The 26,162-nt window shown below is 62.1% G+C and carries 28 protein-coding genes; 16 read left to right on the top strand and 12 right to left on the bottom strand.

Features of this window, described 5'->3' with window-relative positions; all coding sequences use genetic code 11:
• Window positions 1-240: 240 nt before the first annotated feature.
• Both JJJ17_RS12810 and JJJ17_RS12805 read right to left on the bottom strand, forming a co-directional pair.
• On the bottom strand, window positions 241-1,857 hold the full coding sequence (locus JJJ17_RS12810) for an FAD-binding oxidoreductase (protein ID WP_200687075.1): 1,617 nt from the start codon (window positions 1,855-1,857) through the stop codon (window positions 241-243).
• A gap of 32 nt (window positions 1,858-1,889) precedes the next feature.
• Entirely contained in the window at window positions 1,890-2,531 is a 642-nt protein-coding gene (locus JJJ17_RS12805; RefSeq protein WP_200687073.1) for a glutathione S-transferase family protein, read from the bottom strand.
• A 138-nt stretch (window positions 2,532-2,669) separates the two neighbouring features.
• On the opposite strand from JJJ17_RS12805, the gene JJJ17_RS12800 reads away from it, so the two are divergent.
• Window positions 2,670-3,566, top strand: coding sequence for a LysR family transcriptional regulator (locus JJJ17_RS12800; protein ID WP_200687071.1), 897 nt, complete (start codon window positions 2,670-2,672; stop codon window positions 3,564-3,566).
• A gap of 87 nt (window positions 3,567-3,653) precedes the next feature.
• Here the strand turns inward: JJJ17_RS12800 and JJJ17_RS12795 are convergent, their stop codons facing one another.
• On the bottom strand, window positions 3,654-3,905 hold the full coding sequence (locus JJJ17_RS12795; protein ID WP_200687069.1) for a hypothetical protein: 252 nt from the start codon (window positions 3,903-3,905) through the stop codon (window positions 3,654-3,656).
• A 109-nt stretch (window positions 3,906-4,014) separates the two neighbouring features.
• Window positions 4,015-4,668: a hydrolase gene (locus JJJ17_RS12790; protein WP_200687067.1), complete on the bottom strand. Its 654-nt coding sequence runs from the start codon at window positions 4,666-4,668 to the stop codon at window positions 4,015-4,017.
• 149 nt (window positions 4,669-4,817) lie between these two features.
• On the opposite strand from JJJ17_RS12790, the gene JJJ17_RS12785 reads away from it, so the two are divergent.
• Together JJJ17_RS12785 and JJJ17_RS12780 are read left to right on the top strand one after the other, a co-directional pair.
• Window positions 4,818-5,693: a LysR family transcriptional regulator gene (locus tag JJJ17_RS12785; protein WP_200687065.1), complete on the top strand. Its 876-nt coding sequence runs from the start codon at window positions 4,818-4,820 to the stop codon at window positions 5,691-5,693.
• 16 nt (window positions 5,694-5,709) lie between these two features.
• Entirely contained in the window at window positions 5,710-6,732 is a 1,023-nt protein-coding gene (locus tag JJJ17_RS12780) for a homoserine dehydrogenase (RefSeq protein ID WP_234464080.1), read from the top strand.
• Window positions 6,733-6,806: 74 nt separating this feature from the next.
• Here JJJ17_RS12780 and JJJ17_RS12775 read toward each other — a convergent pair whose 3' ends face one another.
• Window positions 6,807-7,205, bottom strand: coding sequence for a RidA family protein (locus tag JJJ17_RS12775; protein ID WP_200687060.1), 399 nt, complete (start codon window positions 7,203-7,205; stop codon window positions 6,807-6,809).
• A gap of 158 nt (window positions 7,206-7,363) precedes the next feature.
• Between JJJ17_RS12775 and JJJ17_RS12770 the strand changes: the two genes are divergently transcribed.
• The gene (locus JJJ17_RS12770; RefSeq protein ID WP_200687058.1) at window positions 7,364-7,957 is read left to right on the top strand and encodes a TetR/AcrR family transcriptional regulator; all 594 of its coding nucleotides are present in this window, start codon (window positions 7,364-7,366) and stop codon (window positions 7,955-7,957) included.
• Between the two features lie 70 nt (window positions 7,958-8,027).
• Here the strand turns inward: JJJ17_RS12770 and JJJ17_RS12765 are convergent, their stop codons facing one another.
• Window positions 8,028-8,999, bottom strand: coding sequence for an alpha/beta fold hydrolase (locus JJJ17_RS12765; protein WP_234464079.1), 972 nt, complete (start codon window positions 8,997-8,999; stop codon window positions 8,028-8,030).
• A gap of 376 nt (window positions 9,000-9,375) precedes the next feature.
• Here JJJ17_RS12765 and JJJ17_RS12760 point away from each other — a divergent pair, with 376 nt between their 5' ends.
• The 6 genes from JJJ17_RS12760 (at window position 9,376) to JJJ17_RS12735 (ending at window position 14,791) form a co-directional block, all read left to right on the top strand.
• Window positions 9,376-9,681: a GNAT family N-acetyltransferase gene (locus JJJ17_RS12760; protein ID WP_200687056.1), complete on the top strand. Its 306-nt coding sequence runs from the start codon at window positions 9,376-9,378 to the stop codon at window positions 9,679-9,681.
• A 216-nt stretch (window positions 9,682-9,897) separates the two neighbouring features.
• On the top strand, window positions 9,898-10,842 hold the full coding sequence (locus tag JJJ17_RS12755; RefSeq protein ID WP_200687054.1) for a pirin family protein: 945 nt from the start codon (window positions 9,898-9,900) through the stop codon (window positions 10,840-10,842).
• A 262-nt stretch (window positions 10,843-11,104) separates the two neighbouring features.
• Window positions 11,105-12,001: a LysR family transcriptional regulator gene (locus JJJ17_RS12750; RefSeq protein ID WP_200687052.1), complete on the top strand. Its 897-nt coding sequence runs from the start codon at window positions 11,105-11,107 to the stop codon at window positions 11,999-12,001.
• Window positions 12,002-12,230: 229 nt separating this feature from the next.
• Window positions 12,231-13,127, top strand: coding sequence for a transporter substrate-binding domain-containing protein (locus JJJ17_RS12745; protein ID WP_200687050.1), 897 nt, complete (start codon window positions 12,231-12,233; stop codon window positions 13,125-13,127).
• A 1-nt stretch (window position 13,128) separates the two neighbouring features.
• Window positions 13,129-14,031 carry an amino acid ABC transporter permease gene (locus tag JJJ17_RS12740; RefSeq protein WP_200687048.1) on the top strand — a complete coding sequence of 301 codons (903 nt, stop codon included), beginning with the start codon at window positions 13,129-13,131 and terminating at the stop codon, window positions 14,029-14,031.
• A complete protein-coding gene (locus JJJ17_RS12735; RefSeq protein WP_200687046.1) occupies window positions 14,024-14,791 on the top strand; it encodes an amino acid ABC transporter ATP-binding protein in 768 nt (255 codons plus the stop codon). Before JJJ17_RS12740 ends, JJJ17_RS12735 begins: the two co-directional genes overlap by 8 nt.
• 77 nt (window positions 14,792-14,868) lie before the next feature.
• On the opposite strand, the gene JJJ17_RS12730 is transcribed toward JJJ17_RS12735, so the two are convergent.
• The gene (locus JJJ17_RS12730; RefSeq protein ID WP_200687044.1) at window positions 14,869-15,756 is read right to left on the bottom strand and encodes a LysR substrate-binding domain-containing protein; all 888 of its coding nucleotides are present in this window, start codon (window positions 15,754-15,756) and stop codon (window positions 14,869-14,871) included.
• Window positions 15,757-15,869: 113 nt separating this feature from the next.
• Between JJJ17_RS12730 and JJJ17_RS12725 the strand changes: the two genes are divergently transcribed.
• From JJJ17_RS12725 to JJJ17_RS12715, 3 genes are read left to right on the top strand one after another with little or no spacing between them, the layout of a single operon-like run.
• Window positions 15,870-17,057: a trans-sulfuration enzyme family protein gene (locus JJJ17_RS12725; protein WP_200687042.1), complete on the top strand. Its 1,188-nt coding sequence runs from the start codon at window positions 15,870-15,872 to the stop codon at window positions 17,055-17,057.
• Between the two features lie 3 nt (window positions 17,058-17,060).
• The gene (locus JJJ17_RS12720) at window positions 17,061-18,479 is read left to right on the top strand and encodes a M20/M25/M40 family metallo-hydrolase (protein WP_200687040.1); all 1,419 of its coding nucleotides are present in this window, start codon (window positions 17,061-17,063) and stop codon (window positions 18,477-18,479) included.
• A gap of 1 nt (window position 18,480) precedes the next feature.
• The gene (locus JJJ17_RS12715; protein WP_200687038.1) at window positions 18,481-19,389 is read left to right on the top strand and encodes a helix-turn-helix domain-containing protein; all 909 of its coding nucleotides are present in this window, start codon (window positions 18,481-18,483) and stop codon (window positions 19,387-19,389) included.
• A gap of 104 nt (window positions 19,390-19,493) precedes the next feature.
• Here JJJ17_RS12715 and JJJ17_RS12710 read toward each other — a convergent pair whose 3' ends face one another.
• A complete protein-coding gene (locus tag JJJ17_RS12710) occupies window positions 19,494-19,745 on the bottom strand; it encodes a hypothetical protein (RefSeq protein WP_200687036.1) in 252 nt (83 codons plus the stop codon).
• 141 nt (window positions 19,746-19,886) lie between these two features.
• Here JJJ17_RS12710 and JJJ17_RS12705 point away from each other — a divergent pair, with 141 nt between their 5' ends.
• Window positions 19,887-20,474: a TetR/AcrR family transcriptional regulator gene (locus JJJ17_RS12705; RefSeq protein ID WP_200687034.1), complete on the top strand. Its 588-nt coding sequence runs from the start codon at window positions 19,887-19,889 to the stop codon at window positions 20,472-20,474.
• Here the strand turns inward: JJJ17_RS12705 and JJJ17_RS12700 are convergent.
• From JJJ17_RS12700 to JJJ17_RS12685, 4 genes are read right to left on the bottom strand one after another with little or no spacing between them, the layout of a single operon-like run.
• Window positions 20,471-21,757 carry a F390 synthetase-related protein gene (locus JJJ17_RS12700; RefSeq protein ID WP_200687032.1) on the bottom strand — a complete coding sequence of 429 codons (1,287 nt, stop codon included), beginning with the start codon at window positions 21,755-21,757 and terminating at the stop codon, window positions 20,471-20,473. The two genes, JJJ17_RS12705 and JJJ17_RS12700, sit on opposite strands and share 4 nt — an antisense overlap.
• Window positions 21,754-22,536, bottom strand: a complete 783-nt coding sequence (locus tag JJJ17_RS12695; protein ID WP_200687030.1) for an MBL fold metallo-hydrolase — start codon at window positions 22,534-22,536, stop codon at window positions 21,754-21,756. Before JJJ17_RS12695 ends, JJJ17_RS12700 begins: the two co-directional genes overlap by 4 nt.
• Complete coding sequence (locus JJJ17_RS12690; RefSeq protein WP_200687027.1) at window positions 22,524-23,456, bottom strand: NAD-dependent epimerase/dehydratase family protein; 933 nt, start codon at window positions 23,454-23,456, stop codon at window positions 22,524-22,526. Before JJJ17_RS12690 ends, JJJ17_RS12695 begins: the two co-directional genes overlap by 13 nt.
• Window positions 23,456-24,442 carry a 3-oxoacyl-[acyl-carrier-protein] synthase III C-terminal domain-containing protein gene (locus JJJ17_RS12685; RefSeq protein WP_200687025.1) on the bottom strand — a complete coding sequence of 329 codons (987 nt, stop codon included), beginning with the start codon at window positions 24,440-24,442 and terminating at the stop codon, window positions 23,456-23,458. The genes JJJ17_RS12690 and JJJ17_RS12685 overlap by 1 nt, the downstream gene beginning before the upstream one ends.
• A 91-nt stretch (window positions 24,443-24,533) precedes the next feature.
• Here JJJ17_RS12685 and JJJ17_RS12680 point away from each other — a divergent pair, with 91 nt between their 5' ends.
• Together JJJ17_RS12680 and JJJ17_RS12675 are read left to right on the top strand one after the other, a co-directional pair.
• Complete coding sequence (locus JJJ17_RS12680; RefSeq protein ID WP_200687023.1) at window positions 24,534-25,124, top strand: TetR/AcrR family transcriptional regulator; 591 nt, start codon at window positions 24,534-24,536, stop codon at window positions 25,122-25,124.
• Window positions 25,121-26,161, top strand: coding sequence for a sulfotransferase family protein (locus tag JJJ17_RS12675; RefSeq protein ID WP_234464078.1), 1,041 nt, complete (start codon window positions 25,121-25,123; stop codon window positions 26,159-26,161). Before JJJ17_RS12680 ends, JJJ17_RS12675 begins: the two co-directional genes overlap by 4 nt.
• Window position 26,162 lies beyond the last annotated feature (1 nt).

The following is a 26,162-nucleotide window of genomic DNA, read 5'->3' as shown; positions in this document are numbered from 1 at the left end:
CCGTATCCATAAAAAGGACCGGCTATCGGATGCTCCGATCACCGGGTCGTCTTCGGGGAGGGGCGGTCGTAGGTGTCGTGCTGTCAGTTACTGACATTTTATTAATCATCATATGTCAAATTATCAAGCCGGTGTTTGCTTAAAGCCGTGGAAATCCGTTTTGAAACACGCCACCTAACGAGGTGGCGCGTTGGCAACTTGTGTCGCCTACGCTTGATCCAGAGGCTTGAAGGGAGGCTCCTAACCGCCCGGCCCGAATGTCTCGAAATGGATGCGATCCTGTGGCACGCCATTGCCTTCAAGCCCGTCTCTCATCTCGGCCAGAAACCGGCCCGGACCGCAAAGAAGATACTGCGCGCCGTTAGTCCGCTCTGCCGCGATGATGTCATCAGCAGACAGACGCCCGATACGGTCGTAATCGACCGCATGGACATCCGTATCACGCGGCTTTGTATAGAACATCAGACGACGAATGTTTGGCGATGCTGCCATCAACGCCTCAAGCTCGGCCCGAAACGCATGGTTTTCGCCGTCCCGTGCGACATGGGCGAAAAGGATCGGGCGTGCGCCTTTCCGCGCCGCTTCCTCGTGCATGATCGAGATCATCGGCGTGATGCCAACCCCCGCACTGATCAGAACCAGCGGCGTATCCCCTTCCGGCACGACGAAATCGCCTGACGGCGGGTGGATGTCGAACGTGTCGCCGATGCTCACATGCTGATGCAGAAACCCCGAGCCGATGCCGTGATCCTCGTGCTTGACGCTGATCCGATAGCTGTTCGTATCCGGCGCGCCAGAGAGGGAATAGCTGCGGCCCACCCGCTCTGGCTGACCGGGCACTTGCAATTCGATGGGCAGATGCTGGCCTGCCTTGAACGGCGGCAGCGCCTTGCCGTCTGCCGCTTCCAGATGAAACGAGGTGATCCGGTTGCTTTCGGGCACTTTCGCCACGACCCTGACCTTGCGCAGATCGGCCGAGCCGTCACGCCATCTCAGCGCCAACGCGGCGGGGCGGTCGATGACGCGCGAGATTTCTATCTCGATCATCCGCCGGGCGTTCGGATCATGGCTGTCGGTCGGCTGCCAGTCGATTGTCGCGCGCCCGGCAACGTGCAGAAGCCCGCCCGTCTCGAAATCGACGAACAGAAGACCGGCGCGCGGGTCACGAAGCAGATTGCCAATCGTGTTGAAATAATTGTTCCCGGCATAATCGGGGATGCGCAACCGCCTGCCGTCCGGCGAGATATGCACAAAGCCGCGCGGCCCGCCGCGATGCGAGGCGTCATAGCCGTCGGACATGCTGCCGGAGCCGATGAAGAACGTATCCGCTGCTGCGATCTGGGCCTGTTGATCGATGGTCAGACGGTCGGACATGGAAGGTTGCTGCTCAGCTTCTCGCGTCACCCGTTGCCATGCGCGTTCGTGGATATATTGCGGGCAGTTGCCGAAACTTTGCCTGACCTCGATCCTCAGGCCCGCTTCGCTGGACGTGACCAGCCCGTTCATCCGGTTGCGGCGGCGCGTGGACATCTCGATACCCAGCATCCCCACCGACGCCCCGGATGTCAGCGCGCCCGCCAGCGGATCATGCGCCGACAGGCTGGCCGCGACCATCAGATGCTGCGGATCGGGCGAGCGGATGAAGCCCTCGCCGCCTTCCAGAATGGTCACCCACGGCCAGCCGTCAGTGTCGCCGCCGGTCATGATCATGAACGGCAGGGCGGTGAAAAACTCGCGATGCTGATCGGGCATGTGATCGCGAATGAAGCCGCCAGCCCAGGACGCGACATCGCCGACCTCGGCAAGGCGCTGCGCCTCGACTTCGCCGGAATGAAAGGGCGAGGGATGGATGGTCATGTCAGTTTGTCCTTGGATCAAGGCGGGTGTGATCAGGCCAGTTCGGGCGAACGGGCCATGCCGACAAAGCCCGGCAGCGCCTCGACCCGGCCAAGCCATGCGCGAAGCGATGGATAGGCGGACAGGCTGACACCGCCTTCAGGGGCATGGGAAATGTAGCTGTAAGCCGCAATATCGGCGAGCGTCGGGCGAGGGGCAGCAAGCCAGTCGCGCCCGGCAAGATGCGCCTCGATCACCGAAAACAGATCATGCGCCCGCGACTTGGCGGTCTCATGATCAAGCGTGGCGCCGAACAGCGTCACCAGTCTGGCCGCACAGGGCCCCGAGGCAATCTCGCCCGCGGCAATCGACAGCCAGCGCTGCACCTCTGCCTGTTCCAGCGGATCATGGCCGCGCCATTCGGCGGCATCACCGTAGCGTTCGACCAGATAGGTCAGGATCGCATTGGAATCGGCAAGCGTGACGCCGTTGTCGTTGATCGCCGGAACCTGTCCCAACGGACTGATTGCAAGGAAATCAGGCGCTTTGTGCTGGCCCTTCGCCATATCGACATCGATGGTCTGATACGGCAGATCTAGCATCGAAAGGATCAGCTCGACCCGGTGGCAATGGCCCGATTTCGGGTGACGGTAAAGAAGGACGGGCTGGCGGTCGCGGACATTTACGTCGGTCATCAGTGGTATCTTTCATATCTGAGGGAGCGACGCGGTCAGCGCGCCAACGGCATGGACAGAAAGATAACGCTCGCCTATCTATGAAAGAATGATGCCAATCAGGAACTCACAATTTCATATATCGGAATAATGTGACGAATGGATCGCCTGCAATCATTGCGAATCTTTGTTGCGGTCGCCGAGGCCGAAAGCTTTGCCGTGGGCGCAAGGGCGGTCGGGCTCAGCGCGCCTTCGGCAACGCGCGGGATCAATGCGCTTGAGGCATCGCTTGGGACGCGGCTGTTCACACGGACGACGCGGCATGTGCGGCTGACCGATGTCGGACGTGCGTATTTCCATGAGGTGCGGGACATTCTGGCAAGCCTGCAGGCAGCGGATGAGGCGGCCTCGGGTGCCGCGATCACGCCTGCTGGACAGTTGCGGATCACCTGCCCGCAGGAATTCGGGCGGCTTTATCTGGCGCCTGTGGTGGCTGAATATCTTGAAAGCTACCCGACGGTACGGGCCGAGATGGTGATGGTGGACCGGATCGTGAATATCATCGATGAGGGGTTCGATGTCGCGCTGCGCATCGCAGAGCTGCCAACATCCGGTCTGACGGCGCTGAAGGTGGGTCAAGTGCGCCGCGTGGTCTGCGGGTCGCCCGATTATTTCGCCCGGCATGGCCGCCCGGCATCGGTCAGCGATCTTGCCGCGCATCGGACGATCTCTGTCGCGCCGCTGAATTCCGAACGCCGCTGGCGATTTGGTCGCGAGGGCGAGCGTTCGGTCAGGGTCTCCTCGGCCCTGAACCTCAACAGCGTGGCGGCGGCGATCGGGTTGGCGCGAAGCGGTTGGGGGATCTGTCAGGTGCTGTCCTATCAGATCGGTCCCGAGCTTGAGGATGGAACGCTTCAGACCGTTCTGGAAGCGGATGAACCAGAGGCGTTGCCCGTGCATCTGCTGCATGTCGATGGACGAAGCGCGACGGCGAAGGTGCGGTCTTTCATGGATTTCGCAGCGGAACGGCTACGCAAAATCCCGGTGCTGCGATGACCGGGGGCGGGGTTTCTGGTCAGGCTGGGCGTTGCTGGCAAAACCCGACCGGCGGTCCCCTTCAGGGGCCGCCGGCAAGAGATACGCTTAGCGCTCAAAGGTTCTGCTCGCCTTGGGCGCGGACAGGTCGGTCACGGTCACCTTGTCGAACGATTTGAGCCCGGCACTGCGCAACTCTTTGGCGCTGTAAACCGCGCCTGCGTCAACGGTAACGGTCTGGGCCGCTGCTGCCGAGCGTGCCGGGGCATCGGGTTTTTCGTGACCATTGCCAAAGTCGGCTGCCGAGACGGCACCAGCGGCAAGGCTTACGGCGATCAGGGTAAGGGCGATGAGTTTCATGATTTTGATCCTTTCAGTTGGGTTTGAGGTAGGGAGGGGTCGAAGATCGGATGACGAGAGCAGGCGACGGTCTGTTCCGCTCTGACTTCCCGTCATCCGCGGGGGGTAATCAGGATGCCGGGGTCGGAACCGGCGTATTCAGCAATTGCTGTTCCCACAGGAAGGCGATGCCGCTGCCTGCCGCGTGCTGGATGACGACTTCGGTCAGGGCTGCGGCGGTTTCGTCCCGTGCCCAGTCGCGCTGCCATTCCGAGGCAAGCGCCAGCCAGGTCATCACGTTCACACCGGCGCCGATCATCCGCTGAATCGCGACCTCATGCGCCTCGGTCGAGGTCGCGCCGGACGCATCGGTGATCACCGTCACGTCCCAGCCTTCGCCTGCCGCCTGAATGGCGGGCATGGCGACGCAGATCTCGGTCCAGAGACCGGCGATGATCAGTTGCTTGCGGCCGGTCGCCTTGACGATGTCCACCACCTTCTGATCCTGCCAGGTGTTGATGAAAGTCCGGTCGATCACCTCCTGATCGGGAAAGACATCGGTGACGTGTTTGAAGATCTTGCCGCCGCGATCCTCGACCACGCTGGTCAGGATGGTCGGCACGCCGAACACCTTGGCCGTCTTGGCCAGCGCGGTGGTGTTGTTCACCACCATATGCGGGTCGTGGCTGTTCAGATTCGCCAGCTGATAGGGCTGGTGATCGATCAGGACCAGAACCGAGTCCTCGGGACGAAGAAGCGACGAAAGGCCATTGCGGAAGGTCATCGGAATATCCTCTGTAGTCAGACGGTTGTGATTTTCTTGAAGGGCTTGCTCTGCGAGCGTCTTTGCCTGAGATCGATATTGCCGTTGCCGCAAAAGCTACGATAGTCTGCGATTTCGTGCTTCAGTGTCGCCAAAAGAGGAACGCTCGAATGGATCTGGATGACCTGCGAACTTTCGTGGAAGTGGCCGATGCAGGCGGCGTTTCGGCGGCGGCGCGGCGGCTTGGGCTGGCGAAATCCATCGTCAGCCGCAGGCTTTTGCGGATCGAGGCAGAGCTTGGCACCCAGTTGCTTGCAAGATCCACGCGCGGTGCCGCGCTGACCGAGGCGGGGGCGACGTTTCGCGAACATGCGGCCCGCGCCTGCAACGAGATCGAGATGGCAGAAGATACGATTCTGTCGGCGGGCGAGTTGCGCGGGCGCCTGCGGGTGGCGGTGCCGCTATCCTCGGGGCCGATGCATTTCGCGCCGGTGATCGCCGAAATGGCCCGCCTGCATCCGAAGTTGCAGATTGATGCGTCCTATAGCGACCGCTTTGTCGATCTGATCGCCGAAGGCTTCGATTGCGCGATTCGCGTGGGCAACCTGCGTGATTCGAATCTGATGGCGAAACGGGTCGGGCAGATCTACGGCACGTTGGTCGCCAGCCCGGATTATATCGCCACGCATGGTGCGCCCGAGGCGCCGGATGATCTGATGAATCATCAGGCGCTGGTCGGCGCAGAGACGTGGCGTTTCATGGATGGAGACAAGGTGTTGACGGTGCAGCCGCAGGGCCGGTTCAAGGCCGATAACGGCCCGGCTTTGGCACGGGCGGCGGCGGAAGGTCTTGGGATCGCGTGGCTGCCGGATTGCGTGACCTGCGATTATCTGGCCTCTGGCGCGCTGGTCCCGGTGATGCCCCGTTATCCGCTGCCGATCGGCGGGGTCTTTGTGGTGCGCCCGCCAAGCCCACATCCCGCGCGCAAGGTGCGGATACTGTCAGAGCTTCTGGCAGCATCGTTAGAAGCACATGAGCGGCGTTGAACGGGCGCGCCAAGACATGATGGGGGTTCAGACTGTGCCGGTTGTGAAGGTCGCGATTGCGGGTTTCGGTGGCGTTGGCCGCGCGACAGCCGATCTGCTGCTGTCGCGCCGCCGCCGCTATCGCGAGCATTACGGGCTGGACCTGCGCCTTGTCGCGGCCTGTGGTTCCCGGTCGGGACTGGCCGATCCTGCGGGTCTTGAGCCGGATCGGCTGGATACCCTGACACCGGGGCTGACCGGTCCGGACTTCGTGACCGCAAGTGGCGCGAACATCCTGATCGAAGCGGGGCCGAGTGACTATCGGACCGGCGGTCCGGGTCTGGCCTATCTGCGCACGACGCTTGCCGCAGGCATCCACGGGATCGTGGTGTCAAAAGGCGCGCTGGTTCACAGCGGCGGTGCGTTGCGCGATATGGCCCGCCAGAGCGGCGCAGTGCTGAGGATGAGCGGCGCGGCGGCGGCGGCGCTGCCGACCATCGACCTGATCCGGCACAGCCTGCTGGGCGGCACCGTGCTGCGGGTCGAGGGTATTCTGAACGCCACCACCAACTTTCTTCTGGACGCGATGATTGCGCGCGGCATCAGCTTTGACGAGGCGCTCCGCGAAGCACAGGCAGGCGGTTTTGCCGAGGCCGATCCGAGGAATGACACGGAAGGCTGGGACACGGCGGCCAAGCTGCTTATCATCGCGAATTTCGGGCTTGGCCTTGATCTAACGATGGCAGATCTGGCGGTTTCCGGCGTTCAGGACGTGTCGCCCGACGATATCGCGGCATGGCGGCGCGAGGGTCTGGTTCCGAAATTGGTCGGCAGCCTGCTTCGGGAAAATGGCGAAATGCACGGCGCGGTTGGCATCAGAACCTATCCGCCCGATGATCCATTCGCGCTGGTCTCCGGCAAGAACAAGGCGATCCGCATCACCACCGACGCGATGGGCGAGACCGTCGCCATTGGCGCGGGAACCGAGCCTCTGGCGACCGCAGCGGCCGCTTTGAAGGATCTGGAACACATCCTGATCGCACGCTACGCCCGTTCGTAGCTGGATCACCGCCCGGCCCGGATAGACCGGGCGATGATCTGAAGATTCTGGTGCCAGAGTGTCGGCACCAATGATCAAGATTTTGCGGGGATGCGCGCGATTACCTTGATCTCGAAATCGAAACCGGCAAGCCAGTTCACACCGATGGCCGTCCAGTTCGGATAGGGGCGGCTGGCAAAGTTTTCGCCTTTCACTTCCATGACCGTCCCGAACTGGGTCTCGGGATCGGTGTGGAATGTGGTGACATCGACGATATCGTCAAGGGTCGCGCCTGCGGCAGCCAGAGTGGCCTTGAGGTTCTCGAATGCAAGCCGGACCTGCGCTGCGAAATCAGGTTCGGGGCTGCCGTCCGGGCGGCTTCCGACCTGACCCGAGACGAACAGCAGATCGCCCGAACGGATGGCCGCTGAATAGCCGTGTTCTTCATAAAGGGCATGCCGGTTCGCCGGGAAAATGGCGTCACGTTTGGTCATTGTCTTATCCTTCAGATGTAGAGGCGCGGTATCGGTCGGGAAAGCCGTCATGGCTTCCCTATAAATCGTTCATCCGATATACGCTGCGTATCTGGAAATAGTCGCATACGATGCGTATGTCAACTCACATACATTACGTATTTGAAAATAGGTGAAAGATGTCGGGAAAGAGCCGTGCCGAAACGATGGAGGAAAACCGGGCCAAAATCCTGTCCGCAGCCCGGAAAACCTTTGCGGAAAAAGGCTTTGCGGCGGCGTCGATGGATGAGCTGACAGCGGATGTCGGCCTGACCCGTGGCGCGCTTTACCATAACTTTGGCGACAAAAAGGGTCTTCTGGCGGCGGTCGTAGCGCAGGTCGATGGCGAAATGGCGGCCCGCGCGCTGGCGATTGGCGTGCGGCACGAGAACGAATGGGACGCGCTGCTTGCCGAAGGGATCGCCTATATCGAACTGGCGCAAGAGCCCGAGGTGCAGCGGATCGTGCTGCTGGACGGACCGGCCTATCTTGGCGATCCGTCGCAATGGCCCAGTCAGGATGCCTGTCTGCAACTGACCGAACGGACGCTGACACGGCTCATTGCGGATGGCGTGGTCAAGCCGGTCGATGCAGGGGCCGCGGCGCGATTGCTGACCGGCGCGGCGCTGAACGCTGCATCATGGGTTGCGGCCAGCAAAGACCCGGCCACCGCGCTGCCGCAGGCCATCGAGTCTTTCGAAGCGCTGGCGACGGGGTTGCTCGCGAAGCGCTGACAGCGGCCCGCTTTCTCGTCTTGGGGGGCGTCATGCGCCCGGCCTGATCCAGACCGGGCGCAACGCATTCCTATTGCCGGATGAAGTCCAGCAGATCGGCATTCACCACATCGGGATGCGTCGCGAACAGACCGTGCGACAGATCGGGATAGGTTTTCAGCGTGCCATTCGACAGCAGATCAATCGCCAGATGCGCGGATGCGGCAATCGGCACGATCTGATCGTCCTCGCCATGCATCACCAGAACCGGAAGCTGGATCGCCTTTAGATCCTCGGTGAAGTCGGTCTCAGAGAAGGCCTTGATCGAATCGTATTGCGCCTTCGCGCCACCCGCCATGCCCTGACGCCACCAATTGTCGATCAGCCCCTGGCTGACCTCGGCCCCGTCACGGTTGAAGCCGTAGAACGGGCCAGCGGGGATACCACGGAAGAACTCGGCGCGATTGGCGGCCAACGCGCTGCGGAAGCTGTCGAACACCTCCAGCGGGGTGCCGTTCGGGTTGGTGTCAGATTTCAGCATGATCGGCGTGACCGAGCCGATCAGAACCGCTTTGGCAACGCGGCCCGTCTCTGCCCGCGCGACATAGCGCGCAACAACCCCGCCGCCGGTCGAATGGCCGATATGGACGGCGTTCTTCAGGTCCAGCGCGTTGACCAGATCGGCGGTGTCGGCGGCATAGGTGTCCATCTCGTTGCCGGTATCGGTCTGATCGGAACGGCCATGTCCGCGACGGTCAAAGGCGATGACCCGGAAGCCCTGCTCAAGAAAGAACAGCATCTGGTTGTCCCAATCGTCCGAGGATAGCGGCCAGCCATGGTGAAAAACGATGGGCTGGGCATCTTTCGGGCCCCAGTCCTTGTAGTAGATATTGGTGCCGTCGGTGGTGGTGATGGTGCTCATGTGAAGCCCTTCCTTGCTGTCGGGGTTGGCGTTTCCGATGGCCGGAAACAAAAAGATCGCAAGCGCGGCAAGCGTCGCGATCCCGGTGATCAGCATCTTGCAGGGATGCAAATGATGAACAGAAACCTGCTCCACGCGCATGATCTGTACACTCCTGTTCAGTTGCCGTGAGTTGCACCGGGAAGGGTAGATTTCGGCGACGGGCCGCAGAAGCCGCAGAAAAGACAATCAAGGGTTCCGCATTGGCGCACGCTGACGGGCGACAGATCCACCCGCCGTTCCGAATTTCGCAACACGGGTTAAGGTAGAACGGTGCTAGCCCGCATAAACGACAGGCTGCATTGTTCGGATGGCGGCGCGCGACTGTTTGTCCACGTCCTTATGGGAATCTTTCCCGCTGTCGAAACGGCTATCAGGGAAAAGAAATGCCCGGCAAACTTGAAATTCCTACGCTGCAGAACTGTCAGGTGCGCGATCAGTCGTGCCATGTTTCCATCGATCAACTTGCGAGGCCAATATGACCCAGAAACCTGCCGTTCGGATTTCCTACGAGGAACAGGGCCACAAGGCCCGCTTTGTCGCTCAGCTTGAGGGCGTTGCCGGGGAAGGCGAATTGACGACATCAAGGGCCTCGGACGCGCTGGTCATCGCGGACCACACCCTCGTTCCCGACACGATGCGTGGAACCGGGGCGGGTGTCGCGCTGGTCGAGGCACTGATCGCGGATGCCCGCACGAAAGAGTATCGCATCGTTCCCCTATGCCCCTTCGTGCGGGCGCAATCGCTGAAGCACCCCGAATGGTCGGATGTGATTCAGTCTTGATCGGACTGGCGCAGGCCCGGCCGCTGTGCCGCCGGTCGCGCCTTTGATGATTTCCGCTGCCCGTCCGCGGGGCTGATTGGCCAAGGTGACCAACGCCCCCCGGATGGTGACGGCAGGATCGGGTGGAATGTCCACGCCTTCCACATCAGCGAATACCCGGTAGCGCTCGCCTTGCCCGGCGACCGCTTTGAAACCATTTTGAGCGAAGGAAACCACATGAGCTGGAACCCCACGCAACATCCCGACGGCCCCGACGCAACCTCGCTTGATTCCATCGAGACTTTGATCGTCCCGCGATCACGCGATCTGGGCGGGTTCGAGGTGCGCCGCGCCCTGCCGGCCCCTTCGCGGCAGATGGTCGGCCCGTTCATCTTTTTCGATCAGATGGGCCCGGTCGAGTTTCTGACCGGCGGCGGCATCGACGTGCGGCCACATCCGCATATCGGGCTGGCCACCGTCACCTATCTTTACAACGGCGCCTTCCATCACCGCGACAGCACCGGCGCGGATCAGATGGTCCATCCGGGTGAGGTGAACTGGATGATCGCCGGCAACGGCGTCACCCATTCCGAGCGCACGACCGAAGAAATGCGCCGCAAGCCCTTTTCGGCCTTCGGTATTCAGACATGGGTCGCGCTGCCCGATCATGCCGAAGACGTCGATGCCAGCTTCGAGCATCACGGCCGTGAGGCGCTGCCCCTTCTTGAGGCAGAGGGCAAGCAGGTCAGGCTGATCCTTGGTTCGGCCTGGGGCGAACGCGCGCCGGTCAAGACCTTTACCGAGACCTTCTATGCCGATGTGGTTCTGGCTGCGGGCGCGAAACTACCCCTGCCGGATGAGCATGAGGACCGGGGCGTCTATGTGGTCGAAGGCAGCATCGACGTGGCCGGAACCGAATTCGAATCGGGTCGGATGATGGTTTTCCGTCCGGGCGACCGGATCAGCCTGACCGCGGGCGAACGCGGTGCGCGGCTGATGCTGCTGGGCGGTGAGACGATGAACGGGCCACGCTATATTTCGTGGAATTTCGTCGCCTCGTCGCAGGAACGGATCGATGCGGCGAAAGAGGCATGGCGCAAGGGCGATTGGGAAAACGGTCGTTTTCAGCTGCCTCCGGGCGATGATGCAGAATTCATCCCCTTGCCCGACACGATGAAATAATCGCACCGCACCGCGAAGATTGAGTCAGGTCGAGCCACTTCTAAGCAGGTTCTGCAACGCAGGCCCTTCTGATCCGCGCTATGAAAGACTGGACGAAAAACGTCGGTCACGCTCTGTCGAGCACCCGGATTCGCCCTGCGTCCTACGGGTGTAATGGCGGCAAGGGTCAAGCGCGATCATCAGAGTTCCCCGGTTTCTGTCAGGTCTGGCGGCATCTGCTGCACGCTTCCTGTCGTTCCGGGCCTAGAAGTGGGAAATGATCATGTCTGCACGACCAGCGATAGAACTCGCCGACCTGAAGTCATTCGTATGCGTGGTTGAAACCGGCAGTATTGCGCAGGCGGCCTCCCGGCAGGGGGTCGCCAAATCCATCATCAGCCGCCGTATCAACCGGCTTGAATGCGTGCTTGGCGCAACCCTGCTGGTCCGCGCCCCGCGCGGAACCTCGCCCACCGATATCGGGCGCGAATACTATCTTCAGGCTGCCGAAGGCGTGGCGCAGCTTGAACAGGCGCAGGAAGCCGTCGGCAAGGCCGTGGGTGAAGTCTCGGGGCCGATCCGGGTGTCGATCCCGCTGGGCATTGGCGAGACCTTCTTTGCGCCGTTGCTTGCCGATTTCGCCAAAGAGCATCCGAAGATCCAGATCGACCTGTGTTTCGAGGATCGCGCCGACGTCGTCGCAGGCGGGTTCGATCTTGCCGTTCAGGCCGGAAACCTGCGCGATTCAAGCCTGATCACCAGAAAGCTGACCAAGGTGCGGACGGTGATCGTCGCAAGCCCGGACTATCTTGATATGCGCGGGCGGCCCATCGATCCGGTCGATCTGGCCGAGCATGATGTGGTGGTCGATTCCAATTGCACCTCGCAATGGACGCTGATCGGAACCTCGGGTTGTGAACAGGTCAGGGTGAACACGCGCCTGCGCACGAATAACAAGCATATGCTGCTTGCGGCGGCACGCGCGGGTGTCGGGATCGTCGCCATTCCGCATTTCATGGCCTGTAGCCTGATCGACAGCGGCGAAATTGAGATCGTGTTGCCCGACTATACCCATGAAGAAGTTGGCATTCACCTGCTGGTGCCGCCGTCGCGGGTCAAGATCGCGCGGGTCAGGGCATTGATGGACTATCTGTCGGGCAATCTGAGCGTGGCCGTGTAACGCGCAACGCAAATTCCAGGGGCTGATCTGACGAAAAGGGGCGCGGGTTCGCGCCTTTTTCCATGAGCGGCGCCCCTATGTATAATCAAACGGAATAGACTCGGTAAAATTTGATATTGGACGGCATAGGATCGTTTCTGGTACAAAAAGTTCAGTTAGTCCATCGCTCTCTGCGAAAATGACTGAACCTGGCGCGATCAACGCGCCCTTCTACAGGGAACCGCGATCCATGACGGGACGACAAAGTGCAAGATATGCCGCAGCGTCGGCAGTGGTGCTTCTGGCGATCTCCGCCACTCTGGAAGCCAAGGTCTATGATCTTTCAGGCGTCGAGGTCGCAGAAGAACTGGCGGCGCGGGTGCCTGACGAGATCAGAAAGCGCGGCGTTCTGGTCAGCGGATCTGACAATGCCTATGCGCCCTGGGAATATCTTGGCGGCGATGACGGGCAAACTCCGCGCGGGATCGACATCGATATCGGCAGGGCGCTGGCCCGGACGCTGGATCTGGAATTTGAATCCCGGACTGCGGCGTTCCCCTCGATCCTGCCTGCTTTGGGCAGCAAATACGACATCGGCCTGAACGCCTTTTCGATCACGAATGAGCGGATGAAGGTGGTCAATTTCGTCAGCTATACGGAAACGCAAAGCCTTTGGGTGGTGCAGGCGGGCAATCCGACAGGCTTTGATCCGGCGGATTACTGTGGCCGTACCGTCGCCGTCATGCCGGGGACGTACTACGAAACCAATATCATGGCGGATAGCGAGGCCTGCGTCGCCTCGGACAAGCCGCCGGTGCAGATGCTGCCGTTCACGGCACAAACCGAAGCGATCACTCGTGTGGCCGCGGGGGGCGCGGATGCCACTGCGACGGGCGGTGGCACCGCAGCCTATGCGGTCCTTCAATCCGAAGGGCGGCTTGAAAACCTGTTTCCGGTCGGTGCCATGGCACAAGGCGGGCTGAACGGCATCGCAGTGACTAAATCCGATGAAGAGCTGACCCAACTGCTGGCCGATGCGCTGAACCACCTCATTCAAAGCGGGGTTTATGACGATATCTTCGCCTTCTGGGGCGTGTCTTATTTCACCGTCAGCGAGGCGGTGATCAACCCCGAGACGCCGCACTGACATGGCAGAAAAACACGGCCCTCACGCCTCGGAAAAGGGCAAGCAGGATGAGCAGATCGTCAGGAACGTGATCATCCCGCGCCGCCATCCGGGGCGCTGGATCGCGCTGGTGGTTCTGGGCCTGCTGGGTATCGAGATCGGCCGCAGCCTGCTCCAAAACCCCAACTTCCACTGGGATGTGTTCCTGCAATACCTGTTCGCGCCAACCGTCATCGCCGGTGTCGGCTGGACGCTGTTTCTGACGGTGACGGCAATGGCACTTGCGATCATCTGCGCGGGCGCGCTGATCCTGATGCGCGAATCCGACAATCCGATCCTGCGGACAACGGCATGGCTGTGGATCTGGTTCTTCCGGGGAACGCCGCTTTACACGCAGCTTCTGTTCTGGGGCCTGTTCGCGGTCCTGTTCCCGCGGCTGTCGATCTCAGTCCCGTTCGGGCCAGAGATTTTCGGCGTGCCGACCAACTGGATCATCACGGCTTCGGTGGCGGCGATCCTTGGTCTTGGCCTGAACGAAAGCGCCTATCTGGCCGAAATCTTCCGGGCGGGCTTCAAAAGCATCAGCCCCGGCCAGACCGAGGCCGCGCAGGCCATCGGCATGTCGCGCGGGCGGATCTGGTGGCGGATTTTGTTGCCGCAGGCGATGCGGACGATCATTCCGCCGACCGGAAACGAGACTATCGGCATGTTGAAAGGCACCTCGCTGGTGCTTGCGGTGCCGTTCACGCTGGATCTGATGTTCGCGACCAACGCCATCGCCAACCGCATCTATCTGCCGGTGCCGATGCTGATGGTCGCGGGCTTCTGGTATCTGGTCGTGACCTCGGTGCTGATGATCGGTCAGTATTATCTGGAACGGCATTTCGGCAAAGGCCAGGACGTTACGGGTGGCCGTCATGTCTAGGGTTCCGGTCGTCTCGCTTGAGGGTATCCACAAATTCTTCGGAACCGTCCACGCGCTGCGCGGTGTCGATCTGTCGATCGACCGGGGCGAGGTTTGTGCGGTGATCGGGCCGTCCGGTTCGGGCAAATCCACTCTGATGCGCTGCATCAACCAGCTTGAGACGATCTCGGCCGGGCGGGTTCGGGTAAACGGCGAATTGCAGGGCTATGACGAGCGGGACGGCCGCTTCCACGTCCTGCCGCCCCGCCGGATCGATGCGCAGCGGCGCAAGACCGGCATGGTGTTCCAGCAATTCAACCTGTTCCCGCATAAGACCGCGTTGCAGAACGTGATCGAAGGCCCGATTCAGGTGAACCGCCAGCGCCGGGCCGAAGCTGTCCGGTTGGGGATGGGCCTGCTGGATCGTGTCGGTCTCAGCCATCTGGCCGACCGCTATCCCTCGCAGATGTCCGGCGGCCAGCAGCAGCGCGTGGCCATCGCCCGCGCTTTGGCGATGGAGCCAGAGATCATGCTGTTCGACGAACCAACCTCAGCCCTTGATCCCGAACTGGTCGGCGAGGTTCTGGACGTGATCAAGGATCTGGCCCGCAACGGCATGACGATGATGCTGGTCACGCATGAGATCGGCTTCGCCCGCGAAGTCGCCGATCATCTTGTGTTCATGGATCAGGGTTGCGTGGTTGAACATGGCAAGCCCTTGGACCTGCTGGACAATCCGCAGCACGCCCGGACGCGGGCCTTTCTGTCGAAGGTGCTGTGATGGGACGGTTCGTGTTCGAGCAGAGGCGCGTGCCCAAGGGCGACTTGATTCCGGGCGGGATCTTCGCTTTCACCGATTCAAACCGCGACCGCAGCGGCGGCCTCAAGCTCCTCAATGAATGCCTCGACATTGCGGGACGGGGGGCGGTGCGGTGGCAGGATGATCATCGTGCGGAAATGCAGCGCGGGCTCGAACGGGCGCAGTTCAAGTCCACGGCCCATGAACATCTTGGCGGTCAGCGGATCGACCAGACCGACGCCCATCCCGGTCGCCACCATCGCGCAGATGGTCATCGTATAGGGCGTCTCAAGAACCGTCCGCACCTTCACGCCCGCGCGGTCGAAGGCGGCTTCGGCATGTTGTCGGGCGGTATCCTCGGGCGACAGCGCGATGAAGGGATAGCCGTCCAGATCCGCCGGGCGAACCACGTCCAGCCGTGCCAGCGGATGCCCCTCTGGCATGGCAAGTGCGGCGCGCAGTTCGACAAAAGGGCGGCATTCAACGCCGGTTTTGTCGATCTCATCCGCGACGACACCAAGATCGAACTGACCGCAGGAAACCAGATCGCGCACGACCGAGGACATGCGGGTCTGAAAGGTGATCGCGATATTCGGGTGTTTTGCCATGAAGCTGGCAAGCGCCGAGGGCATCAGGTTGTTCGAAAACGCCGACAGGCTGGCGATCCGCATTTCGCCCGAACCATAGTCTCGTATCCGCGCCGCAGCGCCGCGCAGGTTCACCAGACCGGCGAAGGCATGTTCGACCTCGCGAAAGAAAAGCTGTCCCTCGGCAGTCGGGGTCAGGCGGCCCTTGATGCGGTGAAACAGCGGAAAACCGATGCTGTGTTCCAGCGCCTGCAGCATCTTGCTGACGGCGGGCTGCGAGATGTTCAGGATCTCTGCCGCGCGCGCAGTGGTCCCGTGGGTCACGACCGCGCGAAAAACCTCGACCTGCCGCAGGTTCATGCCGCCTCCATTCATAACGTGGTCAAAGAATACCGGAAGAGATTTGAAATGACAGATTTTTCAACGTCGAAGAACGGCAAACGACCACAGGATCACCACAGGGAGAGCCGGGTATGAGCGATCTGACCTCCTGTGTCCTGACGCCGAAAGTATCTTCGAAAGGCTTCGATCCGCTGGGCGTCGCGGTCCATCGCGGCTCGACCATCGCCTTCGAGGATGCGGCGGCCTATGCCGCGCGCGGTGATCGTGGCGACAGCGGCTATTCCTATGGTCTTTACGGCACGCCCACGACCCGAACGCTTGAGGCGAAGCTGAATCTTCTGGAAGGCGCAAGCCGCAGCTTCCTGCTGCCCTCGGGGCAGGCTGCGAATGCGCTGGCGGTGCTGCCCTTCCTGTCGGGTGGCGATCACATTCTGCTGGCCGATACCGTCTATCCGCCGATGCGCGACCTTGCCCAGAACGACCTTGTCCGCATGGGCGTTGCGGTGGATTTCTTTGACCCGACCGATCTGGACGACCTGAAATCCCGCATGCGGCCGCAGACCCGGATCATCTGGTGCGAAAGCCCCGGCTCGACCACGATGGAGATCATGGACATCCCCGCCGCTGCTGAGATCGCCCATGCGAACGGCGCGCTGCTGGGCGTTGACAACACCTGGGCCACGCCGCTGAACCTGAAACCCCTGAGCCTTGGCGCGGATCTGGTGACCGAGGCGCTGACGAAATACGTCGCAGGCCATTCCGATGTGCTGATGGGCTCGATCTCCGTCAGCCGGACGGATCTGGCAGCGCGGATCAAGGCCACGATGGGTCGCATGGGCATCGGCGCCTCGCCGGACGATGCGGCGCTGGTCCTGCGCGGGTTTGAGACACTGGGGGTCCGTCTGCGCCATAGCGAGGCCGTGGCGACCCGCTTTGCCGAGCGCCTTGCCGATCACCCGCTGATCCGTCGCGTGTTGTTCCCGGCGCTGCCCTCAAGCCCCGGACATGCGCTTTTCAAGCGGGATTTTCTGGGTGCCAGCGGCGTGTTCACGCTGACCTTTCCAGAGACCGTCGCGCCCCATGTCACCCCGGCGCTGGATGCGCTGAAGCTGTTCGTGATCGGCGCCTCATGGGGGGGTACCCGCAGCCTTGTCGCGCCGATGCCGGTCGCGGCAAACCGCAGCGCAACCGCATGGGCCGAGCCGGATATCGCGCTGCGGATCTCGGTCGGGCTTGAGGATGAGGCAGAGCTTTGGGACGATCTTCAGCGCTTTCTGGACGCGCTTGACCAGTCGGTCGCGAAAGTGCGGGCGGGCTGAACGATGAACAACCAGAGCGCAGATCAGACGGATCTTACACCAAGGATCGAAAGCGTCCTTGCGGAAGTCGCAAGGGGCGAGGATGCCGCCATCCGCAAACTTCTGGACCTGATCGCGATCCCCTCGGTCTCAAGCGAAGCGCCCGGTAGCGAAGGGATCGCACGGGCGGCAATCTGGCTGCGCGATGCGTTGGAGGACATGGGCCTTCAGGCACGGATCGTTGAGACGGAGGGGCATCCGGTCGTTCTTGGCGCAAGCGATGGCGACGGGTCGCGCCCACGGATGCTGTTCTACGGTCACTACGACGTGCAGCCGACCGGGCCGCTGACAGACTGGACGCATCCGCCCTTTGCGCCGACCATTCTGGACGAGGACGGCCTGCGTCGGTTCTACGGTCGCGGCGCGTCGGACAGCAAAAGCCAGCTTTGGACATTTCTTGAGGCGCTTCGGGCATGGAAAACCGTGCATGGCGCGTTTCCGGCCGAGATTGTGGTGCTGCTGGAGGGCGAAGAGGAAAGCGGCTCGGCCAGCCTGCCGGACTTCATTGCGCGCCACCGCGACGATCTTCGCTGCGACATCGCCTTCATCTGCGACGGCGACATGTGGTCGCGCGAACAGCCTGCCATCACCACGCAACTCAAAGGGCTGGTGCATGAAAAGGTGACGATCCACACCCCGCATAGCGATCTGCATTCCGGCTATTTTGGTCCGGTCGCGGCCAATCCCATCCGTATTCTTTCGGGCATTCTGGCGGGTATCCACGATGCCGACGGTCGGATTGCGATCGAGGGTTTCTACGACGACGTGCAGGAAATTCCCGACAAGATGCGCGACCAGTGGCGGCATCTTTCCGCATCCTCGGATGTGACCGGCGGGGTCAGTCTTGAAGGTGGCGTGATCGAGCGGGGTTATTCCACGCTTGAGGCCATGTGGGGCCGTCCGACGGTCGATATCAACGGTATCACGGGCGGAAATCAGGGGCCGACCGGACGCTCGGTCCTGCCCGGCACGGCGCATGCGCGGCTGACCTTTCGTCTGGTCGCGGGACAGGACCCCGATCTGTTGCGCGCGCGGTTCCACGCCTTCGTGCGCGCGCGGGTTCCCGCAGGTTGCCGGGCAGAGTTCGAAGGCGAAGGCTATGGCCCCGCAATCGTTCTGTCGCAGGACAATCCCTATCTGCACGCAACCGCGCGCGGCTTTGAGGCCGAATGGGGTAATCCGACGGTCCTGAAAGGCACCGGCGGCGCCATCCCTCTGGTCCATCAGCTTCACACGGCGCTGTCGGTCGATTGCATCGTGGTGGGTTTCATCCTTGGCAGCGACGCGATCCACGGCCCGGACGAACATTACGATGTCGAACGCTTCGGCGCAGGCGTGCGCGCTTGGGTTCGGGCATTCGCCGAATACGAGAAGATAGAATGACATGAGCGCACAGCTTTTTCCCTCATTCACCGACTGGTACACGACGGGCCCGCTTGCGCCCTATGTGAAGACGATAAAGTCGCATGGAAACCTGCTGACCCTGTTCGAGGCAGCTCAACCCGCAGGCGACATGTCGGACCCTGCGGTGCCGGATCTGATCCTCTATCAGGATATGCTGGGTGGCAGCCGGGTCCGCGCCGATATGGGCGGCGGCAGGTTCGCTGTACAAAGCAGAAGGGGCGATTTCTATCTGGCCGCGCCGAACTACGCCAATAATGTGGTGGTCAGCTCCAACCACAAGATCCGCTGCCTGTCCTTCCCGACCAGCGCGTGGATGTCCACACTGGAGGCGGCGAATGACGGTTCGTTCTCCTTCGATCTTGAACAGCTTTACAAAGGCCCTTTCACCGCGCCGTCCATCGGGACGCTGATGCAGAGGCTCTGGCAGCTTGCGGACGACGATGATCCGCCGTCACGGCTGCTTGCACAGGCAGCGGGTTGCGAGATTCTGGCCGAGATTTGCCGTTTGGCGGGAACGCCGTTTTTGGCGGTGCGCGGTGGCCTTGCTTCTTGGGCAAAGCGGGCGACGGTTGACCTGATGCACGCCCAACTGGCCGAGGATATCGGCCTGGACGATCTGGCGGCTGCGGTGAATCTGTCGCCGTTCCACTTCTCGCGTATGTTCAAACAGTCGTTCGGGATGCCGCCACGGGCCTATCTGGTCCGTCTGCGGATCGAACGCGCATGCGAGTTGTTGGAAACGACCGACCTGCCGGTAACCTATATCGCGAACGAGGTCGGCTATTCGTCAAATCAGGTTCTGGCGCGGGCATTCGTGAAGCAGAAATATGTCACGCCGTCAGAATACCGGCGCGCGGTCCGCGATCCAAGACGGGCGCGCGTATCGTAGCGCCTGAGAGTTTGAACAGTCCATAAGTGGACCTGATCGATCAATAAATTGTCTTCGAATGAATTGCCGGTGGCCCCGAAAGGGACCACCGGGATTTGTCGTGATTAACGCTCGTAGACTCTGTTCTGGCTGTCCGAAGAGAAATCGGTCACCGTAACTTTGTCCTCTGCCTTCAGATTGGCACGGCCAAGTTCCTTGGCGCTATAGATCGTGGCGGCATCGACCGTGACCGTTTTCACGGCTTCTGCCTGACGCACAACGGGGTCGGGACGTTCGCTCGTATGGCCAAAATCGGCGGCGGAAACGGCACCTGCGGTTATGCTGGCGGCGATAAGACTGATGGCGATGAAGTTCATGATGGAGGTCCTTCTGCTTGTATCAACGACCGGCAAATTTCAGATTTCACCAGATAGCCGTTGCGGTTGTTTTTCGTTCTGAGCGGTACTAAATAACCGGCAAGGCGAAGTTCAAGGGGTAAAATACCGATAGGTACAAAAATGGATGACAGTCTTACGGCACGCAGGGGCAGGCCCCGCACATTCGACGAGGCAGCGGTGCTTGATGCAGCCGTCGAGGCTTTGTGGCGCAGCGGTGTCCGCGGCCTTTCGTTGAATGAGCTGGCCGAGAGCCTGCAGACCTCAAAGCCCAATCTGGCCCGCGCCTTCGGCTGCAAAGAGCAACTGATCGCCCGCGCGTTAGAGCGCTATTGCCAGCAATCGAGCGAAAAGACGAATGCGGTTCTGGCTGAACCCGGCACGCTGCAGCAGGTTGTCGCGCGCTATCTGGACCTGTTCGTCAAGGCGCATACGGATTGTTCGACGCCATCAGGCTGCCTTTTCAGTTCGGCGTTGAGCGATTGTTCCGCAGAAACGGAAGGGCCGGTTCATGAGGCGCTGGCAACGCTGAGCGCCCGAAACATGCAGGCGCTTCAGGATCGTCTGCAGCTTGCCGGCGCGGCAGATCCGGCCTCGCTTGCGCAGTTTCTGGTGGGTCAGACCGTCGCCATGTCGGTGATGGCGCGAAACGGTGCCGACCGTGAGGCGCTGCAACAGTTCGCAGCCTTGGCCGCCCGTGCGGCGACTTAACCCACCTGCTTGAGGCCGAGGTCCGATTCAACACGGATGCGCCGCCGTTTCCCGTTTTCCTCCGGCGGCAATCCCTTGTGAAAGACAAGGATCGGCAAGCGGCACCCCATGCTCGCGGCAAGCAGGCCGAGGCCGCGTTCCAGCGCGGTTTCGGCCTCTTTCTCGGCACCGTCCAGCCAGATATGCAGCGAGCCACCGCGCTGGATAACGCGATAATCACTCAGCGACTGCGGCAGGCAGGCAAAGGTCGTCCTGATCGCTTCGGATGTGATCATCCGATTACCGGTCGGGGCGCGCCACCACAAAACGTCATCTTCACGACCCTCGATCCGGGCGATGCGCTGGCTTGCGCAACCGCAGGGACAACGCTCGGCTTGCGGGATCAGCACATCGTTCAGGCGATAGTTCAGGATCGGCAGGCTCTCGCGGGTGAAGTCGTGGATAATCGGGCAGAATGCCCCGGTCTCGGCGTCGATCACATCGCGGTCAATCCGCAGCCAGCGCTCGTTCAGATGCAGATTGCCATGGCGACAGGTCATCGCCAACACACCCTCAGTCGCCTGATAGACCTGATCGACACGGATGCCGAAAGCGCGCTCGATCAGCGCGGCCTCGTCCGGCGACAGGGTTTCCGCGACCGAGATGATGCGACGCGGCGACAGGCTGATCCATTTCTCGATCTGATGGCGGGCAAGCACGGCAAGAACCTGTGCGGGGGCGATCAGAACGCTTGGCTTCAGCGCGTCCAGCCGGTCGAGGTGATCGTCAAAGCTGGCCATCAGGTCGAAAAACTCGAACCGCACGACGGCGTTCGACATGCTGCGGTAAAGCGCATTGTCGGCGCGCATGAAAAAGGCCACCCGCTGACGGCGCCACAATTCGGGCCAATATCGGCCCAGCATCGTCGCCGCCCAAAGCCGACGCTCGCCCGGAGTTGCCAGGAACAGCCCGCGCTGCCCCGATGTTCCGGTGGACAGACCGACTGACACATCGCCGATCAGCGGGCTGAAATCCCGGCTGGTTTCGGCCTTCAGCGCGATCTGCATCGCCTCGTCCCGGTCGATGCCGCTGGTGTTGATCGCCGAAAAATTCTGCATCAGCATAGCTTTATCGACGCGCGGCAACTGCTCCAGCGGTAGCGCGGCCATGTCGCGATAGAATGGCGAACGCGGCATGACATTGGCGCGAAACCGGCGGAAGGCGGCGTTGTGATGTGCCTCGACAGCGCCACGCGTGGCGAAACCCGAACCGTAGCGGCTTTGCAGAAAGGCGGTCAGGCTCATCGGCTGATCTCCGGGCAATGGCTGGGGTCGATGGTGATTTCGGGACGGCGCAGCATCAGCGCGCGCAGCCGGGCAAAGGTCCGGCGATAGGCTTCTGCATCGCCCAGATGGGACAGCACGACAGCGGGAGGCAGGCGGTTTTCGCGCAAGGACCGACGACCGAATGCGGCGTCGGCGATCAGGAAGCGTGCGACTTCAGGCAGCCACAATCCGGTCTGCCCGATGCCGTGACCGGGCAGCCGGATCGCGATGATGCGGCCGTCGCCAAACAGATCATGGCCCAGCGGAAATTCATCCAAGCCCGTGCTGACCACCGCCCGTGCCTCGACCGGGCTTGGATCACGCGCAAGGATCATATCGCGCAGAACCGGCGGGCAGGCCGCGCGAAGGCTGGCCAGATCGCCGCGTTGGCGCAGATCGTCGATGGCTTCGGCAGAGGCGACAACCGGGGTCTGGCTCGGAAGATCGGCCAGACCGGCGCTATGATCGGCGTGCATATGCGTCAGAAAAACCAGATCGGGCACGCGCGGCAATTGCTGCAGCAGATGTTCGCCGTCGCTCAGTCGCACCGGGGTCAGCCAGCGGTAGATCCGCGCCGGTAGCCTGCGTGTCGCCTCAAAGAAGGCGGGGCCGTAGCCGGTATCGACCAACACGCAGGCGCTTTCCGTCTCGATCAGCGTTGCCTGCGCCGGGAAGGTCGCGCGGCGCAGGCCCGGAAGTCCCGCACCCCATGCAGGCGCGCGACATTCGCCGATCTTCAGGGTGGTTACGCGAAGCATTCCGCCGACCCTTCCTCGAACCGCACCCGAGGCCGATATCCCAGATCCCGACGCGCTGCCGAAATATCCAGCGTCAGGCTGCTGCCCAGCGAGGCGACAGCTTGCCGGGTCAGACGCGGCTCTGCGCCGTTGCGGGCATGGGCAACCCACTCGGACAGATCTGCCAGACCGCGCGCCAACGCATGCGGCAAGGGAAGCGTACGCAATTGCAACCCGCCGCGCTGCGCGATCATCGCAACCAGATCGCGGAAACGGAAAGCCTCGCCCGACGTGATATTCCAGACGCCTCCGCGCTGCCCGGAAGCTGCAAGGATCATCGCACGCGCCGCATCGTGGCGGTGCGTCAGATCGATCAACGCGCGACCACCACGGATCATCGGCACCCGGCCGTGGCGCAAAGTGTGGATGACACGCGGCAGTAAGGCGCGGTCGAAGCTGCCATAGATCGCACGCGGACGAATGGCGGTGCAGCCCATCTCGCCACGATGCGACAGCACGATCCGTTCAGCCGCCAGCTTGCTTTCGGCATAAAGCGACATCGGTTGCGGCGGCAGCGGCGCGGTTTCGGGCAGGTTCAGCCGGTCGCTGCCATCGGCATAGATGCTGGGCGAGGACGCGAAGACGAAGCGTTTCACCCCAAGCTGTTCCGAGGCCGTCACCAGCCGTTCCGTCGCCCGCACATTCGCGTCGTGAAACTGTTGCCTGCTGCCCCATGCAGAGCTTAGCGCGGCACAATGAAACACGACATCGACCCCCGCCAGAAGCGGTGTCAGATCGGCGTCAACCAGATCGGCGGCCTGAAAACCGGGCAGCGCGACCGGGCGTCTTGCGGTGGTGCAGACATCCCAGCCATGCGTTTCCAACTGCTCTACCAGCGCGCGGCCAAGGCAACCGCTGGCCCCTGTGACAAGCGCGCGCATCAGAAACGCACCATCATGCCGCCGACCGAAATTCCGGCCGAGGTTCCAATGAGCAGCGCCGTATCACCGCGTCCAAGCCTGCCCGAACGCACCGCATGATCCAGCGCCGTCGGGATAGAGGCGGCAATCTGGTTGCCGATCCGCGCGAAAATATCGATCACCCGGTCGGGCCGCAGCCGCAGATTGCGCATCGCATGGCTGACGCTCAACGCGCTGGCCTGATGCGGCACGACGCAATCGACTTCGTCGATCCGCACCCGCGCCTTGCTCAGAAGCGAGCTCAGGAAACGCGGCAGGTAGCGAGAAGCGATCTTGAACGCCTTCGCCCCGTCCATCTGAAAACGGTCCTGACCCTGCTCGATTCCCCGCGCCGGATTGACCCGCGTGCCACCCGCCGCCAGCACACAGGCATCGCGGGCATAGGAATAGGTCTGGAAATCGTGCGCCAGAATCGCGCCCTCGCCACCGGCCTCGACGATCACCGCCGCAGCACCGTCACCGAAGATCGCGGCCGCTTCGGGCTGGTCCCAGTCAAGACCGACCGAGGCGATATCGGACGAAAACACCAGCACCCGCCGCGCACGGCCAAGGTGGATCTGCATCGCCGCCAGATCCAGCGCCTGCAGGAAGCTAAGACAGGTCGCGTTCACATCAAACGCGGGAATACCTGAATGGCCCAGGCCCAGCCGCTCTTGAACCAAGGCCGCCGTCGAGGGGATCGGCTGCTCCATCACGCCGCAGGCGCCAAGGATCATGTCCAGATCGGCGGGCTTGCACCCCGCCATTTCCATCGCGGCAAGCGCGGCCTTGGCCGCCATCATCGAACTGGTTTCCTCGGGCGATGCCACATGCCGCGACGCGATGCCAAAACGCGATTCGCAATCGCCGGTCGGCCAGCCAAGACGGGCATCGATTTCGCGGGAAGCAAGGACGTTCGAGGGCAGATAGCTGCCCGTTCCGGTGATTGTCAGATTATTGAAGGTCATCTTGCGACACCATTATTGAACACTGTTCATTAACGTTGACAACAGAGTCGATCCCTGTCAAGAATATTTTTGAACGTTGTTCAGGAACACCATGGCAAGACCAAGACGATATGATCATGACGCCCTGCGCGGCCAGACGGTCGAGGCGGCGAAACGGCTTCTGGAAGAGGGTGGACCTACCGCCCTGACGGCGCGTGCGCTGGCAAAGGCCGTGCGCACGACGCCCGGCACGATCTACAATCTCTTCGACAGTATGAGCGCGGTTTTGCAAGAGGTTAACCGGCAGGCGCTGGTCGATCTTGCGATGCTGGTTGACAGTGTTCGCGACACTTCACCCCGCGACCGCCTGCTTGCACTGGCCGAGGTTTATGTCTCGTTCATGCTGGACCGTCGCGAGGTTTGGCGCGCCTTCTTCGAGGGTCCGCGAATCACCGGCGCCTTTCCCGACTGGTATCTGGCGCAGATCGACGGGCTGATCGCCCGCATCGCCCAGCCGGTCGCCGCCCTGAAGCCCAAGGGCGATCCGCGCCTTCTGGCAGAACAGCTGCTGCTTTCCGTTCATGGAATCGTCGCCTTGGCCGCGATCGAGAGGCTGGATCTGATCACCAAGCAGAAGCCCATGGACCTTGCGCACGCCGCGGTCGAGCGCATGATCACGGCGATCAACGCCGGTGCCGAATGACGGCGATGCGCGGCGCGCTGATCCTGGGTTCGGCGCGCTGCGGCTCGACCCTCGTTTCGCAGATATTGCGCAACCACCCCGCAATCCTCTCCGTCTCCGAACTGTTCGCGGCTGCGGGCCATAGCGCTTTTCGGCCCGGCCTGCTCAGCGGTGCGCGGTTCTGGTCCGAGATGGCCAAGCCGACCGCCGCGATGAGCGAGGTCGCAAACCCCGATGCCGCGCCGCAGGAATTTCTTTATGGCCGCATCGCCCAGCCCGCCCATGATCCGTGGAACTGCCCGCCGATTCTTTCCGTGGCGCTACCGCATATCAGCAGCGATCCCGATGCCCTGTTTACCGCGCTGGCCGGTGAAATCAGCAAACGGCCTCTCGCCGAGCGGGCGGATCACTACCTCGCGCTTTTCGACGCGATGGCGCGGTCACTTAGTGGTCGCGATATCTGGGTCGAACGTTCTGGCGGCTCTCTGGTCGCCTCGGGGACGCTGCGCCAGTTGTTCCCAAATGCGACGCTGATCCTGCTGACCCGGAATGGCTGCGAAACCGCCCTGTCGATGCGCGACTATCCCGCTGCACGTCTGGCGATGTGGTTCTGGCGCAATCTGGCGCCGCTTCGGATCGATCTGCTGCATCCCCGCCGGCATTTCGGTCGCGGCGGCCTCTGGCCCGTCATCGCCGCAATCGGCGCACGATCAGGCATCCGCCGCATCGTCTCCCGCCGCCCGACCCTGACCCAGGCCGGTGAATTCTGGTCGGCGCTGACCATACGCGGGTTGCAAGGACTGAACGACGCGCAGCCGCTGATCCTGCGCCACGAAGACTTGTGCCGCGAACCGACCCCTTCGATCAGGAAACTGGTCCATCATCTCGGCTGCGATGCACCGGCCAACTGGCTGGAGCAGGCAACCGCCATCCCCGAACAACGCCCTTCGCGATTGAATGCACTTGGCGCAAGGGAACGCGATGAAATCGAAAAGGCCTGTGCGCCGGGCGAGGCGGCGCTGGCGGAATATGTTGCAGGCGTCAGCGTAAAGTCTTGAA

Source organism: Paracoccus caeni, assembly GCF_016629665.1.
Lineage (GTDB): Bacteria > Pseudomonadota > Alphaproteobacteria > Rhodobacterales > Rhodobacteraceae > Paracoccus > Paracoccus caeni.
This window is presented reverse-complemented; position numbering and strand designations above follow the sequence as displayed.